This is a genomic window from Bacillus sp. B1-WWTP-T-0.5-Post-4, assembly GCF_009183795.1.
GTDB lineage: Bacteria > Bacillota > Bacilli > Bacillales > Bacillaceae_G > Bacillus_A > Bacillus_A cereus.
The window spans coordinates 13,604-27,181 of the sequence record NZ_WEIJ01000012.1 but is presented as its reverse complement, the minus strand read 5'-3'; the positions used below and the strand labels follow the sequence as shown (position 1 = coordinate 27,181).

The window sequence follows — 13,578 nt, the reverse complement described above, 5'->3', positions numbered from 1 at the left end:
TGAAAAATCGTTGATATATTTAGCTGAACACCCACCCGGGTATCCTCTCCCGAGCCAAGCCGAGCCAAATCCGCAAAACAAAAAAGCGCCCTGCACAGCAGGACGCTTTCTTCATACATATATTATCCAGTTCCAGCGGCTAGAATAAGCCGCTGCCACTTTTAAATATTGTCCAGCTTCGCCTCCTAGACCTTCATGTCTAAGAACCTTCCGCACGAGAAGATAAAAAGCATCTTCTGTGCGAAAGAACCTTAGCCAACGGGTCTGAACAGTCGGCTCCGCATTTCTATTTAACCAATAGAACCTTCCATCTCAAACTTGATTAGGCGGTTCATTTCAACTGCGTATTCCATTGGAAGTTCGCGAGTGAATGGCTCGATGAAGCCCATTACGATCATTTCTGTAGCTTCTTGCTCAGAAATACCGCGGCTCATTAGGTAGAATAATTGTTCTTCTGATACTTTCGATACTTTCGCTTCGTGCTCAAGTGAAACGTAATCGTTTTTGATTTCGTTGTAAGGAATTGTATCAGATGTAGATTGGTTATCCATGATTAACGTGTCACACTCGATGTTAGAGCGAGAGTTTTTCGCTTTTGGTCCGAAGTGTACGATACCACGGTAAGTTACTTTACCACCATGCTTCGCAATCGATTTAGAAACGATTGTTGAAGACGTGTTTGGTGCTAAGTGAATCATTTTCGCACCAGCATCTTGGTGTTGGCCTTTACCAGCAATCGCGATAGATAATGTTAAACCACGAGCGCCTTCGCCTTTTAAGATAACTGCTGGGTATTTCATCGTTAATTTAGATCCGATGTTACCGTCAATCCATTCCATCGTTGCGTTTTCTTCACAAACCGCACGTTTTGTAACTAGGTTGTATACGTTGTTCGCCCAGTTTTGGATTGTTGTATAACGGCAATATGCATCTTTCTTAATGATGATTTCTACTACCGCACTGTGAAGTGAGTTAGTCGTGTAAACAGGTGCTGTACAACCTTCTACGTAGTGTACGTGTGCGCCTTCGTCTACGATGATAAGCGTACGCTCGAATTGTCCCATATTTTCAGAGTTAATACGGAAATACGCTTGAAGTGGTGTATCAACTTTAACACCTTTTGGAACGTAGATGAATGATCCACCAGACCAAACTGCAGAGTTTAATGCAGAGAATTTGTTGTCTGTTGGTGGGATTACTTTTCCGAAATGCTCACGGAAAATATCTTCGTTCTCTTTTAATGCGCTATCTGTATCTTTGAAGACGATTCCTAGAGCTTCTAGGTCTTCTTTCATGTTGTGGTATACAACTTCAGATTCGTACTGTGCAGATACACCAGCTAAATATTTTTGCTCAGCTTCTGGAATACCTAATTTATCAAATGTTGCTTTAATTTCATCAGGTACTTCATCCCAAGACTTCTCAGATTTCTCAGATGGTTTTACGTAGTACGTAATTTCATCGAAATCTAAGTCGTTTAAGTCGCCGCCCCATTGTGGCATTGGCATTTCGTAGAACTTATCCAGTGATTTTAAACGGAAGTCTAACATCCACTGTGGTTCTTCTTTCATACGTGAAATTTCTTCAACGATTTCTTTTGTTAAACCGCGTCCAGCACGGAAAATCGAAACGTCTTTGTCTTTGAAACCATATTTATAATCGCCGATATCTGGCAGTTGCTTCGCCATGTTGGTGTGTCCCTCCTTAGATAACCTCGTTTTTAGGAACCTTTAACATTACTTATCTTCGTTTAAGCCCTTTTCTAACGCTTTCCACGCTAATGTTGCACATTTAATACGTGCAGGGAACTTGCATACGCCTTGTAATGCTTCAATATCTCCTAAATCGATGCTGTCATCGTACTCTTTTCCTAGCATCATGTCAGAGAAAATTTTCGAAAGCTGAAGTGCTTCTTCAATTTTCTTACCTTTTACTGCTTGTGTCATCATTGAAGCTGAAGACATTGAGATTGAACATCCTTCACCTTCAAACTTCGCCTCTTGCACAATACCTTCTTCTACTTTCATCGTAAGTTGAATACGATCGCCGCAAGTTGGATTGTTCAAGTTAACGGTAACACTATCTTCTAACACGCCATGGTTACGAGGATTTTTGTAATGATCCATAATAACTTGACGATATAACGTATCTAAATTATTAAATGACATTTGTGAAATACTCCTTTGTCTTGATTAGCGATTCAACAAATGTATCAATTTCTTCTTTTGTATTATATAAATAGAAGCTCGCACGTGCTGTTGAAGAAGCTTTTAGCCACTTCATAAGCGGTTGTGCACAGTGATGTCCTGCGCGAACTGCAATGCCTTCTACATCTAATACAGTCGCTACATCGTGAGGATGTACGTCTTCAATATTAAATGTAACAAGACCAGCGCGATGCTTTGGACCATAAATTGTAACGCCATCTACTTCTGATAGTCTTTCTAAAGCGTATCGCGCTAATTCATGCTCATGCTTTTCAATATTATCAAGACCGATTTCTTCTAGGAAATCAATTGCCGCACCAAGTCCGATTGCATTACCGATAATCGGTGTACCTGCTTCAAACTTCCACGGAAGCTCTTTCCACGTAGATTCTTGTAAATCTACGAAATCAATCATTTCACCGCCAAATTCAATTGGCTCCATATTGTTCAGCAATTCTTTTTTACCATATAATACGCCGATACCTGTAGGTCCGCACATCTTATGAGCAGATAATGCGTAGAAATCACAGTTTAAATCTTGTACATCCACTTTCATGTGAGGTGTACTTTGTGCACCATCAACGACCATAATTGCGCCATTTTCGTGTGCGATTGCTCCGATTTCTTTTACAGGGTTAATCGTTCCAAGTACGTTTGATACTTGCATAATAGAAACGATTTTTGTATTCGGTGTAACTGTTTGACGAACATCTTCTAAAGAAATTGTACCGTCTGGTTGAAGCGGAAGATATTTTAAAGTTGCACCAGTTTTCTTCGCAACTTGTTGCCACGGAATGATATTACTATGGTGCTCCATGTAAGAAATAACGATTTCATCGCCCTCTTTTACATTTTCAAGACCATAGCTAGCTGCTACTGTATTTAATGCAGTTGTCGTTCCGCGTGTGAAAATAATCTCTTCCATTGATTTCGCGTTAATAAACTTGCGAACTTTCTCACGTGCACCTTCATACGCGTCGGTAGCTTTCGTACCGAGCGTATGAACACCGCGATGCACGTTAGAATTATATTCTTTATAGTAACGTTCTAACGTTTCAATGACTTGAATTGGTTTTTGAGAAGTTGCTGCACTATCGAAATAAACAAGTTGTTTGCCGTTCACTTTTTGATCAAGAATTGGAAACTGTTTGCGTATTTCATGAATATTCATTAGCGAACTTTCCTTTCAATTACCTCAACAAGCTGTGCCTTTACTCCTTCAATTGGAAGCTCATTAACTACAGGTGCTAAGAATCCATGGATGACTAAACGTTCTGCTTCGCGTTTTGGAATACCACGGCTCATCAAGTAGTATAGTTGGACTGGATCTACGCGACCTACTGAAGCTGCGTGACCTGCCATTACATCATCTTCGTCGATTAAAAGAATTGGGTTTGCATCACCGCGTGCTTTTTCATCTAACATAAGAACGCGAGAAGATTGTTGTGCATTTGATTTAGATGCACCGTGTTCAATCTTACCAATTCCGTTAAAGATAGATGTTGCACTATCTTTTTGTACACCGTGTTTTAAAATCCAACCTTCAGAGTGTTTACCGAAGTGAACAACTTTAGTTGTAAAGTTTTGTGTTTGGTTACCACGGCCAATTGTTACTGTTTTCGTATCAGCATATGAACCGTCGCCCATTAAGTTCGTAACATTCTCTGAAATTGTGTTTCCGTCATTCATAAGGCCTAGAGCCCAATCAATACGGCCGTCGCGTCCTACAACGCCGCGGCGGTTAACGTAAGTTGTTACGTCTTTTGCTAATAGATCAACCGCACCGAATTTCACTTGTGCGCCTTGTTCCACGATTACTTCTGCTACGATATTTGCAATACCTTTAGCATTTTCATTTGCAACGTAGTTTTCTACATAAGTTGCAGTACTGTTCGCATCAGCTACGAATAATACGTGGTTATATACGTTAGCTTCTTCGCCGTCTACTAAAAATACAGCTTGAAGTGGAGTTTCAAGAACAACGTTTTTCGGAACATATACGAATGCACCGCCGTTGATTAATGCAGCATGAAGTGCAGTTAGACGATGCTCGTCTACTTTCACGCCGTCTTTCATTAAGTACTTTTGTACTAGTTCAGCGTGCTCAGTTGCTGCTGTTACGATGTCTGTAAAAATAACACCTTTTTCTTTTGCTTCGTCTGCTAAAGAAACGAATGCAGTTGTACCAGTACGTTGCACTAATACGCTGTTATTTTCATCGATTAAGTTTTTCACTGCTTCTGGAAGTTCAGTTAAAGAACTTACAGGCTCTTGCTTAGCAGCGTCGCCTTTTCCGATAAAGTCCCATTTGTCAATTTTCGTTTTATCAGGCGTTGGCATTGGAAGTTCAGTTGCTTGTGCAAGAGCTTGTAAGCGGAACTCAGTCAACCAAGCTGCTTCGTTTACTTCGCTTGCGCGTTGACGGATTGTTTCTTGATCGAAAGGTAATGTACCGATTGTCATGTTTATGCTCCTCTCTTACGCTTCTTGCTCTGTTGTTTCGTCTTCAATACCTAATTCTTTTTTAATCCAGTCGTAACCTTCAGCTTCTAGACGTTGTGCAAGCTCAGGGCCACCAGATTTAACGATACGACCGTTCATCATAACGTGAACGAAGTCTGGAGTGATGTAGTTTAATAAACGTTGGTAATGCGTAATCATTAGGCAACCGAACTCTTCGCCGCGCATTTCGTTAATACCTTTAGATACAACTTTTAATGCATCGATATCAAGACCTGAGTCAATTTCATCTAAGATTGCGATTTTTGGCTCAATCATCATTAATTGAAGAATTTCGTTACGTTTTTTCTCTCCACCAGAGAAACCTTCGTTTAAGTAACGTTGTGCCATTTCTGGATCCATTTCTAGGAATTCCATGTTTTTATCTAATGTACGGATAAATTTCATAAGAGAAATTTCATCGCCTTCTTCACGACGTGCATTAATTGCAGAACGTAAGAAGTCAGCGTTTGTTACTCCGCTAATTTCACTTGGATATTGCATTGCTAGGAATAGACCCGCTTGTGCGCGCTCGTCTACTTCCATTTCTAATACATCTTCACCGTCGATGATGATGCTACCTTCTGTTACTTCATACTTTGGGTGACCCATAATTGCAGAAGATAAAGTTGATTTACCTGTTCCGTTAGGTCCCATAATTGCGTGGATTTCTCCACCTTTTACTTCAAGGTTTACACCCTTTAAAATTTCTTTGCCATCAATTGATACGTGTAAGTCTTTAACCGTTAATGTAGAACCAGCCATCTCAATACCTCCATTAATCCTATATATACATTTTAAAAATTCCTAAAACGTTCATATTCTCATTTTATTCTCATTCTAATTTTATATCAAATAAAATGATATCGCAAACGACGAAAAAAAGTAACCGTTTTTTCACAAATGTATATAAGTATTTCCTTCACATCTTTCTATGATACACCTTTCTTCTTATTTATATAAAGAAAAAAGGACTGGTAATTTTCCAGCCCTTTCCTTATATTTATTCACTTACCGGAAGTACAGCACCTTTATATTCTTTATTAATAAAATCTTGAATTTCTTTTGAATGTAGCACTTCTACTAGCTCTTTAATTTCTTTTTTCTTCTCATCACCTTTACGAACTGCAATGATGTTTGCATACGGAGAGTCTGATCCTTCAATCGCAATTGCATCCTTTGTTGGATTTAATTTTGCATCAATTGCATAGTTTGAATTAATAAATAAAGCATCTCCCTCATTATTTTCATACAATTTCGGTGAAAGTCCAGGTTCAACATCTGTTTTAAATTTTAAGTTTTTCGGGTTTTCTACAACATCTTTTACTGTTGCTTTAACAACATCTACTCCGTCTTTTAATTTAATAACGCCGCCTTTTTGTAACAGCGCTAGCATGCGGCCACGCTCCGCTACGTTATTACTCATAATCACTGTCCCGCCATCTGGTAAGTCTTTTAAGCTTTTATATTTCTTAGAATAAATACCCATTGGCTCTAAATGGATTTTTCCTGCGTTTACAATTTTATATCCCTTTTCTTGAATTTCTTTATCTAAGTAAGGAATATGCTGGAAGTAGTTCGCATCAATTTCTTTATCCGCTAACGCTTTATTTGGCAGTACATAATCCTGGAACTTTTTAATCTCTAACTTAATGCCTTTTTTCTCTAATATCGGCTGTGCCTTTTCTAAAATAACAGCGTGTGGCACGTTAGAAGCTCCCACAACAAGCTTATTCTCCTCTTTGCTCCCGCAAGCAGCTAATGTAAATACAGACAACGCTGTAACAACTGACAGTAGAACCTTTTTCATATGATTTCCCCTTCTCCCCAATGGTTATGTAGTTATAAAAAGAGCCGGCATACACCAGCCCTTTTCAGCAATTATTCTTTTACAGGAACAACTGCCCCTTTATATTCTTTATTAATGAAGTCTTCAATTTCTTTAGAATGCAATACTTCTACAAGAGCTTTAATCTCTTTCTTATCTTTATCGCCTTTACGAACAGCTACTATGTTTGCGTATGGTGAATCATTTCCTTCAATTGCAATTGCATCTTTTTCCGGATTTAACTTTGCATCAATTGCATAGTTAGAGTTAATTAAAACAGCGTCGCCTTCTTTATTGTTATACACTTGTGGCAATAAACCAGGCTCGATATCCGTTTTGAATTTTAGATTTTTCGGATTATCTGCAATATCTTTTGTAGTTGCTTTAACTGGATCTATTCCGTCTTTAATTTTTAAAATACCTTCTTTTTGTAAAATTGCTAAACCACGTCCGTGGTCAGCAACTGAATTACTCATAATAATTGTCGCACCATCTGGAAGCTCTTTTAAACTCTTATACTTTTGAGAGTACACACCAATTGGTTCTAAATGAATCTTTCCTGCTACTTCAAAGTCATACTTTTTATCTTTAATTTCTTTTTCTAAATACGGAATATGCTGGAAGTAGTTTGCATCTAATTCCTTATCCGCTAACGATTTATTTGGTAATACGTAGTCTTGGAATTTTTTAATTTCTAATTCAATTCCTTTTTTCTCAAGTAACGGTTTTGCCTTTTCTAAAATAACAGCGTGCGGTACGTTAGAAGCACCAACAACAAGTTTCTTTTCATCTTTATCTTTCCCGCCACAAGCAGCTAATCCAAAAATTGAAGTTGAAATAAGTGCCGTAAGTAACAATTTTTTCATTTGAAACATCCTCCCGTTTTTCATTATCGTTTATCTATTCGAGTCGTTAAACTATCACCAATCCACTGAATTAAAAATACAACTAGTAATACACAAATTGTCGCAACGATTGTTACATCGTTATTCCCTCTTTGGAATCCTTCTAAGTAAGCAAGTGTTCCAAGGCCACCAGCACCAACAACTCCTGCCATTGCTGTATAGCCTACTAAAGCAATTGTCGTAACCGTAATACCAGATACTAATGCTGGTAACGATTCTGGAATTAACACTTTCAAAATAATTGTGCTTGTTTTTGCTCCCATTGCTTTTGAAGCTTCAATTACACCTTTATCAATTTCGCGAAGTGCAATTTCAACCATTCTCGCGTAGAATGGTGCCGCTCCAATAATTAAAGCCGGCAAAGCTGCACTTGCTCCAAGAATTGTTCCAAGAAGAATCTTTGTGAATGGGATTAATAAAATAATTAAAATGATGAATGGTATAGAACGGAATATATTTACGAATGCTCCAATCACCGTATTAATTGATTTGTTTTCCCATAAATTATCTTTTGCTGTCATGAAGAGTAACAATCCTAAAATGAGTCCTAAAACAAATGTCGCAAGAGCTGCGATTGCCGTCATATATAACGTTTCACCAGTTGCTTCTAACATTTGATTCCAATCAACATTTGTGAGTAACTTATCCATGTGCAATCACCTCCAGCTCTACTTGATCTTGATGAATTCCTTCTATTGCTTGCTGGATCGCTGTTTCCTCACCATTTAAATGAACAACTAAACTACCGTAAGAACCGTTATTCGTTTGTGCGATATTTCCTTGCAAAATGCTAACTTCTATGTCACTGCGTTGCATCAATCGTTGAAGCACTGGTCTTTCTACAGCCTCACCGATAAACTGCAAACGAATTACTTTTCCATCTGGATATTTTTCAATTAAACTTTCAATCGTTTCATTTGTATCTTCAGAATCCGTTAACTGCTGTACAAATCGTTTCGTAATATCTTGCTTCGGATTACGGAATACATCAAGTACTGGACCTGTTTCTACAATCTTTCCTTTCTCCATTACCGCAACACGATTACAAATCTTTCGAATTACGTGCATCTCATGTGTAATGAGTACAATTGTTAAACCAAGGCGCTTATTAATGTCTAATAGTAAATCCAAAATTTGATCTGTCGTTTCCGGATCAAGAGCTGACGTTGCTTCGTCACATAAAAGCACTTGTGGATTGTTAGCTAATGCTCTTGCAATCCCAACGCGTTGCTTTTGTCCCCCGCTCAGCTGAGATGGGTACGCGTCTCCTCTTCCTTCTAATCCAACAAGATGAATTAATTCATCAACACGTTTTCTTCTCTTCGCTTTATCAACACCTGCAATTTCAAGTGGAAACTCTATATTTTCACGTACAGTTCGTGACCAAAGTAAGTTGAAGTGCTGAAAAATCATTCCGATTTCTTGCCTTGCCTTACGAAGTTCGCTTCCTGTAATTGCTGAAATGACACGATTTGCAATTGTAATTTGGCCAGAAGTTGGTTTCTCCAACTGATTGAACAATCTAATTAAAGAACTTTTTCCAGCGCCACTATATCCGATAACACCAAATATTTCACCTTTATCTATTTTTAAATTGGCATTATCTACAGCAGTGACATCACCGCTTTTCGCCTTATATATTTTCTTTACGTTCTCTAATAGAATCATGATGTTCACCCCTTTTTTGTTTAGGTCGACTCCGCAATTTTTTATTTTTAATGCGTGTAGTCCACTGTTATCATTACTTTTATTATTTGAATGTCCTCCACATTCAAACAATAAAAAAACCTTTCTGCTTTAGAGAAGCAGAAAGGTTTATATGCGTATATAACAACATTATCCCTCTCTCTCATCTCTCAAAGCATTCGCTTTGCAGGAATTGGCACCATTTCAACATAAGTTGACGGTTGCCGGGCTTCACAGGGCACAGTCCCTCCACCTCTCTTGATAAGAGAAATCAGATTCAATTTTCGTCTGATTTGAAATTTATGAAATTGTCTATATTTTATGACTTGAATTGTATCAATATACACTTACCATGTCAACAGAAATTTTCGTAAAAAATGAAACTTCAGAATTTTAAGCACCTACTGACATCGGTTTACATATATGAAACATCGATTCCACTAATAACATCGTTTGGTACGTTCCCGAATATTGTACACGCCCATCGTTCATTAACATTTGCAATCGTACATTTCCATTCACCAATTGCTCTATATCTTTTTCATCTAAGCAAATGATTTGTTCCGTTCCTCTTTCCTCTTGTAGCAGCTCTATATAATCTCTTGAAATTTGTAACGAACAACTTTCATCTCTAAAGCGGAAATTAACAGTTTTCTCCTCTCGTCTTAAAAGCGGTTCTAAATGATATTGAGCATTAGCGTAATTTACAAATGATTGAAGCAAAGAATATAATCTCACCCTAAATCACATCCTTCATATCACTTTCTATTACATACCATTCCCTCTCACTAAAGAGCAATCCTGTTATTTTCGCTCGACAAATACTGTATCCACCCTGCATCTCGACATATTTCCCAAGAAATATGTCGAGGCGGCAAAAATTTTGCCGCCTACTTTAATTCCGTATATAAATATTCAACCGAATGAAATGCGTATATCTTCTTCATCAGTGTCCCATTTTCAAAAACAAGTAAACAAGGTACACTTTCAATCCCATACTCTTTCGCTAAATGCGGAGCATAATTTAAATCTAACATCCCAATTTTGAGGCCTTCAATTGTCATCTCAACGACTGTTAACATCTTTTTTGCTAATTGGCATGTTCCACACATTGGAGTATATACATATAATACTGTTTTTTCTTCGTTCTCTATTAGGGCTGTAGCTTCGGCTCCTGTCCAATCAATCACTTCTATCATTCCTTACCGTAAATATTCTGTATAAACGTCAATGTCGGCTCCCCATAATACATTTGCTAAGTGTGTAGATGGCGCAGTTGCCACTTCTCGGTACGAGCGATCAATATAGATATGCTCGGCTTGCGGGAATTCTTTTCGAAATTGTTTCCTTAACTTTTCTCCAGCATCATCAGCATCCACTAGCACATACACTTCCTTATCAAAAAACTGATCAACGAGCTCATCCATTTTCGACAAACCAATTGTACCATTTGTACAAACAATTTCCACCGGTTCACGAATAATAGATTCAATCTTTCTTCTATCTGATGTACCTTCTACAATAATGACTTTTTCTACATAAATCATATGTCATCACCCGATCACCATATACTATATAACCTTGAACTTAGTATATAGTATATTCGTTATTTTCATGTTGTTTCCTGTTTATTTTTGCAAAAGAAAAGCGCAAGCGGCTCATTCAGATTGTGAGGGGGATGGAGCTTCTGACGTAAAGGCGCTTTTGGCCTTGCAGGAAGAAGCGAAGCCACCGAACAATCTAGCCGCTGGAGCTAGACAATGAAAAGCGCAAGCGGCTCGTTTAGATTGTGAAGACTTATGAAACCTTACCACAAAACAGTTTTTCTCATAATAGCTTATTTATTTACATATAACTTGAATTTCATTATTTCACAAAAAATAAAAAAGGACAGCACAAAGGCTGTCCTTTAGTCGACTATAATTAGTCTTGGTTTGTCATTTCTGCATATTTTTCTGCAGTTAATAACTTCTCAACTTGGCTTGCATCAGAAAGTTCAACTTTAACCATCCATGCACCCTCGTATGGAGATTCGTTAACAAGTTCTGGTTGGTCACTTAATTCTTCGTTTACTGCTACAACTTTACCGCTTACAGGTGCGTATAACTCAGAAACTGTTTTAACAGATTCTACGCTTCCGAATGGCTCGTTAGCTTCGATTGTTGCACCTACTTCAGGAAGTTCAACGAATACGATATCGCCTAGCTCACCTTGTGCAAAGTGAGTGATACCGATAACAACTTCATTACCTTCAGTTTTTACCCATTCGTGTTCTTCAGAGTAACGTAAATTATTTGGAATGCTCATGACTGTACCTCCAGTGAATGTATTAATTATGTAAAAATACCTTATTGGTACTTTTTCCACACACTTTCAAACTGCTCTTCGTTAAAACCAAGTGTTACATTCGTTCCATCTGTTACAATTGGACGTTTAATCAACATGCCATCAGATGCTAAAAGCTCATACATTTCGTCTTCGCTTGCATCTTTCAACTTATCTTTTAGACCAAGTTCACGGTAACGCATTCCACTTGTATTAAAGAATTTTTTTAATGGTAATTCACTTTTTTCATGTAAATTACGTAAATCTTCTTTTGATGGTGGATTTTCAACAATATGAATCATCTCATATGCTACATCGTTTGCCTCAAACCATTTCTTTGCCTTTTGACATGTGCCACACTTTGGATATGAATAAAATGTTACTGTCATAAATTCACCTACTTTTTTACTAACCTTTACCTTTATCATATAGAAAACGTTTTATTATTTCAAACCATTATTCGCTAAACTTTTACTTATTTCGTGATAATTTTTAATAATCCTGCGAATTTTTCTTATTTTTCCGCCATTTGTTAAGAAAAAAATAAATATATAAATTTTTTAGATTCTGCACCAAACATATATCTTAAACAAGCGTTTGATTAATTCTCCATTTTCTTTCTTAACCTTTGAACTACAGGAGTTTCTTTCTACCGAACATACAGCTTAAACAAACGTTTGATTAATTCTCTATTTTTCTTTGTTAACCCTTGAGTTACATCGGTTTCTTCCTACCGAACATACAGCTTAAACAAACGTTTGTTTAAAAAAACAAGAAGCCTCTTTTGCAGGCTCCTTCATTATCTATTTAAATAATCTGCAATTGTTTGAAATACGACGATATACATATTATGAATACTTTCTTCTGTATTTCCACCATTCGATAAACCAACTGCCCATTGTTGTCCTTCACCACTTCCGATATTCGCAAACCCTTGCGTATACATAGCATTTACATCTTTTCGGGCACTGTTATACTCTATCCCTTTTGTAATAAAAATCGAATATGATTTATCTTGTAAACCGATAAAAAACACTGGTTTCTTTAGTGATGAAAATACATTTTTATATTGCTCTGTTGAGGCTTCTTGAAAGTGATCTTTCATTATTAGAAAACCATCTACTTCCTTAGATTTCTTTTCCAGTTCCTCTAACTTCATTTCCTCAAACTTTATATTCCTAAACGTATCTTTCGGTTTTTCTCCAACAACTCCAATTACGAGTGCTCTTCCGTTATATTCTAATTTCTCTCCTTCTTTATCCTTTGCACACCCAGCACCGACTAGGCATATCAATATAAAAAATAAGAAATACGATAAACGCTTCATTTAGCACCCTCCCCTTCTTTTTAGTCAAGTGACAAAAACGTAAGGTTAATTCAAGAAAATGTAAGTAAAATCGATAGCCCAATTCACGTTTCTATATTATAATCAATTGAATTTACTTACATTACTAAACATAGGAGATCAACATGAAGAAATTTAAACTTTCATCTTTTCTTCCGTTAAGTTATATACTTCTACTCGTGCTCGTAAGTCCCCTTTACGACGTATTAAATAAATCGACTGTTCACGCAGTAGACGTTACAACTGTAGTGGATGATTGGATTCCATTTGTAAAAGCATTTATTATTCCTTATTTACTTTGGTTTCCATACTTATACGGCGCACTTATTTATTACTGTTTTGCTGACCGAAAGCAATATTATGTTACTTTAAGTAGTGTTATTTTTGGAAAGCTTGCTTGTTTTTCTATTTATTATTTTTGGCAAACAACTGTACCACGTCCGACTGTCGTTGGAACAGATGTATTTTCTGAACTAGTTCGCTATATTTATAGTATCGACCAGCCAGTAAACTGTTTCCCTAGCATTCACGTTCTTACTACATTTGTAATTATGTTAGCTGCCTTTAAGCGTAGAGAACAGCATGTTTTTGAATATTACATCCTTACTTTCTTCGGTACACTTATTATTTTATCAACGCTATTTACGAAGCAGCATGCCTTTGTAGATGCCGTTTCTGGAATGACGCTTGCAAGCATACTTTACTTCGGCGTTCAGCTCTTATTGGCCAAAGAACCAATAAGAGTTCCAGTAAAACAAAATCATAGAATGTAGCATGACAAAA

Annotated in this window: 17 protein-coding genes and 1 riboswitch; of the genes, 2 read left to right on the top strand and 15 right to left on the bottom strand. The window is 37.1% G+C overall.

The window, feature by feature from the left end; genetic code table 11:
• Positions 1-290: 290 nt before the first annotated feature.
• The 12 genes from sufB to GBN91_RS24650 form a co-directional block, all read right to left on the bottom strand.
• Positions 291-1,688: a Fe-S cluster assembly protein SufB gene (gene sufB / locus GBN91_RS24705; protein ID WP_001118827.1), complete on the bottom strand. Its 1,398-nt coding sequence runs from the start codon at positions 1,686-1,688 to the stop codon at positions 291-293.
• Positions 1,689-1,736: 48 nt separating this feature from the next.
• Positions 1,737-2,168 carry a Fe-S cluster assembly sulfur transfer protein SufU gene (gene sufU, locus GBN91_RS24700; protein ID WP_000009523.1) on the bottom strand — a complete coding sequence of 144 codons (432 nt, stop codon included), beginning with the start codon at positions 2,166-2,168 and terminating at the stop codon, positions 1,737-1,739.
• Positions 2,158-3,378, bottom strand: a complete 1,221-nt coding sequence (sufS, locus tag GBN91_RS24695) for a cysteine desulfurase SufS (RefSeq protein WP_086411340.1) — start codon at positions 3,376-3,378, stop codon at positions 2,158-2,160. Before sufS ends, sufU begins: the two co-directional genes overlap by 11 nt.
• On the bottom strand, positions 3,378-4,670 hold the full coding sequence (sufD, locus tag GBN91_RS24690) for a Fe-S cluster assembly protein SufD (RefSeq protein WP_000152167.1): 1,293 nt from the start codon (positions 4,668-4,670) through the stop codon (positions 3,378-3,380). Before sufD ends, sufS begins: the two co-directional genes overlap by 1 nt.
• A 15-nt stretch (positions 4,671-4,685) precedes the next feature.
• Positions 4,686-5,471 carry a Fe-S cluster assembly ATPase SufC gene (sufC, locus tag GBN91_RS24685; RefSeq protein WP_000929160.1) on the bottom strand — a complete coding sequence of 262 codons (786 nt, stop codon included), beginning with the start codon at positions 5,469-5,471 and terminating at the stop codon, positions 4,686-4,688.
• Positions 5,472-5,709: 238 nt separating this feature from the next.
• On the bottom strand, positions 5,710-6,516 hold the full coding sequence (gene metQ, locus GBN91_RS24680; protein WP_006918828.1) for a methionine ABC transporter substrate-binding lipoprotein MetQ: 807 nt from the start codon (positions 6,514-6,516) through the stop codon (positions 5,710-5,712).
• Positions 6,517-6,587: 71 nt separating this feature from the next.
• Positions 6,588-7,400 (bottom strand): methionine ABC transporter substrate-binding lipoprotein MetQ, encoded by an 813-nt coding sequence (gene metQ, locus GBN91_RS24675; protein ID WP_000735102.1) that lies wholly within the window; start codon positions 7,398-7,400, stop codon positions 6,588-6,590.
• 23 nt (positions 7,401-7,423) lie between these two features.
• Positions 7,424-8,089, bottom strand: a complete 666-nt coding sequence (locus GBN91_RS24670) for a methionine ABC transporter permease (RefSeq protein WP_000359557.1) — start codon at positions 8,087-8,089, stop codon at positions 7,424-7,426.
• Positions 8,082-9,107, bottom strand: a complete 1,026-nt coding sequence (locus tag GBN91_RS24665; protein ID WP_000601754.1) for a methionine ABC transporter ATP-binding protein — start codon at positions 9,105-9,107, stop codon at positions 8,082-8,084. Before GBN91_RS24665 ends, GBN91_RS24670 begins: the two co-directional genes overlap by 8 nt.
• Positions 9,108-9,285: 178 nt before the next feature.
• Positions 9,286-9,393, bottom strand: a riboswitch (SAM riboswitch).
• A gap of 125 nt (positions 9,394-9,518) precedes the next feature.
• On the bottom strand, positions 9,519-9,863 hold the full coding sequence (locus GBN91_RS24660) for a hypothetical protein (RefSeq protein ID WP_152122573.1): 345 nt from the start codon (positions 9,861-9,863) through the stop codon (positions 9,519-9,521).
• A 152-nt stretch (positions 9,864-10,015) separates the two neighbouring features.
• Positions 10,016-10,324 (bottom strand): thioredoxin family protein, encoded by a 309-nt coding sequence (locus GBN91_RS24655; RefSeq protein ID WP_002025020.1) that lies wholly within the window; start codon positions 10,322-10,324, stop codon positions 10,016-10,018.
• 3 nt (positions 10,325-10,327) lie between these two features.
• Positions 10,328-10,672, bottom strand: coding sequence for a toprim domain-containing protein (locus GBN91_RS24650; RefSeq protein ID WP_000640870.1), 345 nt, complete (start codon positions 10,670-10,672; stop codon positions 10,328-10,330).
• Between the two features lie 67 nt (positions 10,673-10,739).
• Between GBN91_RS24650 and GBN91_RS24645 the strand changes: the two genes are divergently transcribed.
• The gene (locus tag GBN91_RS24645) at positions 10,740-10,889 is read left to right on the top strand and encodes a hypothetical protein (RefSeq protein WP_175425286.1); all 150 of its coding nucleotides are present in this window, start codon (positions 10,740-10,742) and stop codon (positions 10,887-10,889) included.
• Between the two features lie 159 nt (positions 10,890-11,048).
• On the opposite strand, the gene gcvH is transcribed toward GBN91_RS24645, so the two are convergent.
• The 3 genes from gcvH to GBN91_RS24630 form a co-directional block, all read right to left on the bottom strand.
• Positions 11,049-11,432, bottom strand: coding sequence for a glycine cleavage system protein GcvH (gcvH, locus tag GBN91_RS24640; RefSeq protein WP_000026897.1), 384 nt, complete (start codon positions 11,430-11,432; stop codon positions 11,049-11,051).
• A 41-nt stretch (positions 11,433-11,473) separates the two neighbouring features.
• Positions 11,474-11,839: an arsenate reductase family protein gene (locus GBN91_RS24635; RefSeq protein WP_000218968.1), complete on the bottom strand. Its 366-nt coding sequence runs from the start codon at positions 11,837-11,839 to the stop codon at positions 11,474-11,476.
• Positions 11,840-12,249: 410 nt separating this feature from the next.
• Entirely contained in the window at positions 12,250-12,777 is a 528-nt protein-coding gene (locus GBN91_RS24630; protein WP_000826874.1) for a hypothetical protein, read from the bottom strand.
• Between the two features lie 143 nt (positions 12,778-12,920).
• Here GBN91_RS24630 and GBN91_RS24625 point away from each other — a divergent pair, with 143 nt between their 5' ends.
• Positions 12,921-13,568, top strand: coding sequence for a phosphatase PAP2 family protein (locus tag GBN91_RS24625; RefSeq protein WP_000713775.1), 648 nt, complete (start codon positions 12,921-12,923; stop codon positions 13,566-13,568).
• Positions 13,569-13,578 lie beyond the last annotated feature (10 nt).

What these genes read in the sequence shown, in the direction of transcription:
- metQ (WP_006918828.1), bottom strand. Translation starts at nt 6,516, where the DNA reads ATGAAAAAGGTTCTACTGTCAGTTGTTACAGCGTTGTCTGTATTTACA.
- GBN91_RS24650 (WP_000640870.1), bottom strand. Translation starts at nt 10,672, where the DNA reads ATGATTTATGTAGAAAAAGTCATTATTGTAGAAGGTACATCAGATAGA.
- sufU (WP_000009523.1), bottom strand. Translation starts at nt 2,168, where the DNA reads ATGTCATTTAATAATTTAGATACGTTATATCGTCAAGTTATTATGGAT.
- GBN91_RS24625 (WP_000713775.1), top strand. Translation starts at nt 12,921, where the DNA reads ATGAAGAAATTTAAACTTTCATCTTTTCTTCCGTTAAGTTATATACTT.
- GBN91_RS24665 (WP_000601754.1), bottom strand. Translation starts at nt 9,107, where the DNA reads ATGATTCTATTAGAGAACGTAAAGAAAATATATAAGGCGAAAAGCGGT.
- GBN91_RS24645 (WP_175425286.1), top strand. Translation starts at nt 10,740, where the DNA reads ATGTTGTTTCCTGTTTATTTTTGCAAAAGAAAAGCGCAAGCGGCTCAT.
- GBN91_RS24630 (WP_000826874.1), bottom strand. Translation starts at nt 12,777, where the DNA reads ATGAAGCGTTTATCGTATTTCTTATTTTTTATATTGATATGCCTAGTC.
- gcvH (WP_000026897.1), bottom strand. Translation starts at nt 11,432, where the DNA reads ATGAGCATTCCAAATAATTTACGTTACTCTGAAGAACACGAATGGGTA.
- sufB (WP_001118827.1), bottom strand. Translation starts at nt 1,688, where the DNA reads ATGGCGAAGCAACTGCCAGATATCGGCGATTATAAATATGGTTTCAAA.
- metQ (WP_000735102.1), bottom strand. Translation starts at nt 7,400, where the DNA reads ATGAAAAAATTGTTACTTACGGCACTTATTTCAACTTCAATTTTTGGA.
- GBN91_RS24670 (WP_000359557.1), bottom strand. Translation starts at nt 8,089, where the DNA reads ATGGATAAGTTACTCACAAATGTTGATTGGAATCAAATGTTAGAAGCA.
- sufS (WP_086411340.1), bottom strand. Translation starts at nt 3,378, where the DNA reads ATGAATATTCATGAAATACGCAAACAGTTTCCAATTCTTGATCAAAAA.
- GBN91_RS24635 (WP_000218968.1), bottom strand. Translation starts at nt 11,839, where the DNA reads ATGACAGTAACATTTTATTCATATCCAAAGTGTGGCACATGTCAAAAG.
- sufC (WP_000929160.1), bottom strand. Translation starts at nt 5,471, where the DNA reads ATGGCTGGTTCTACATTAACGGTTAAAGACTTACACGTATCAATTGAT.
- sufD (WP_000152167.1), bottom strand. Translation starts at nt 4,670, where the DNA reads ATGACAATCGGTACATTACCTTTCGATCAAGAAACAATCCGTCAACGC.
- GBN91_RS24655 (WP_002025020.1), bottom strand. Translation starts at nt 10,324, where the DNA reads ATGATAGAAGTGATTGATTGGACAGGAGCCGAAGCTACAGCCCTAATA.